The 1433-nt window shown below is 42.7% G+C and carries 1 protein-coding gene; it reads left to right on the top strand.

Annotation, left to right across the window (positions count from 1 at the left end):
• Positions 1-450: 450 nt before the first annotated feature.
• Positions 451-1320 carry a glycosyltransferase family 2 protein gene (locus BUC26_RS22540; RefSeq protein WP_073379684.1) on the top strand — a complete coding sequence of 290 codons (870 nt, stop codon included), beginning with the start codon at positions 451-453 and terminating at the stop codon, positions 1318-1320.
• The last annotated feature ends 113 nt before the right edge of the window (positions 1321-1433 follow it).

Consider the following 1433-nt stretch of genomic DNA (forward strand, 5'->3'; position numbering starts at 1 on the left):
GAGAGAGGGTTGAACCTGTAAAAGAAGGCGAGCTTGACAGGGCTGTCAATATCTGAGAATGATTCCTCAAACACCAGACTTGATTATAACTCTCTCGGAAACCTTCACTGCGTCATTCTTTTTGCTGTCTCTGGTTGATTAAATAGAATATGATTGTTTTGTTTGAAAAACCAATAGTTGAGTATGACCACATCTCAATAATATTCAGCACTGCGTCACAGCCGATAATGGACCGACCGCTTAAAGGAGCAGACTCTGCCACAAAACTGCTTCTGTACATCACTACCACCGCTGTTATCAATGGCGACACGAGCAGAGTATATTTCCCACTTCAAACCAGTCCTGGAATGTCCTACAAGGGAGGGCTTTTGCTCTGATAGGAGCCTTGATTAAAGAGCTTTATGTTGACGGTTCGAAGAGTTACAAAGAAAAAGAGAGGCGAAGACTAATATGGAAGTCCCAGCAAAAAAACCACAGGTAACCGTCGTTCTTCCGGCGTATAACGAGGCTAGTGTCGTCGGTGACACCGTTCGCAAGATCAAACATCTTTATCCTGATTTCGAAGTCCTCGTAGTCGATGACGGCTCCACCGACGGTACTTTGGAAGCTGCCATGGCAGCTGGTGCCAATGTCTGGCCGCACCCTTACAATATCGGCAATGGTGCTGCTATTAAAACCGGCCTACGTTGTGCACAGGGTGAGTGGGTGGTGATGATGGATGCCGATGGCCAACATCAGCCAGAAGATTTGGCACGACTTCTGGAACACAAAGATAGATACGATATGGTAGTGGGGGCCAGAACCCGCAAATCCAAAACTAAAATTCACAGGGACTTAGCAAATTGGTTATATAATAAAATGGCTTCATATGTTACACAATTTGCAATAATTGATCTTACCTCAGGCTTCAGATTGGTGCGACTGTCTACAGCAAAACAGTTCATCTATCTTCTTCCAAACACCTTTTCTTACCCCTCCACATTGACCATGGCCTATCTACGAAGTGGACGAAGTATCAAATATATACCGATAGACACAAAAGAAAGAATCGGCAAAAGCAAGATAAAATTAATTAAGGATGGCACACGTTTTTTCCTGATTATTACCAGGATAGCCACGCTTTTCTCGCCATTACGAGTTTTTTTACCTATCAGCATACTCCTTTTTTTTAGTGGCGTTTTTTATTACGGATATACATTCATCACTCAGGGTCGGTTTACCAATATGTCGGCACTGCTTTTCAATAGTTCAATTATTGTTTTCATGATAGGCCTTGTGGCGGAGCAAATCAGTCAAATGCGATATGACCGAATTGAGTAAGTAGATACATGATTGATTTCAGTAGTGTCCGGTTAAGAGCCAAACGACTCGGTGTAACATCTTGTATTAATATAGCATTCACGGCAAAATGACCATAATCGACTTGAAATCTG

The organism is Desulfofustis glycolicus DSM 9705 (assembly GCF_900130015.1).
GTDB lineage: Bacteria > Desulfobacterota > Desulfobulbia > Desulfobulbales > Desulfocapsaceae > Desulfofustis > Desulfofustis glycolicus.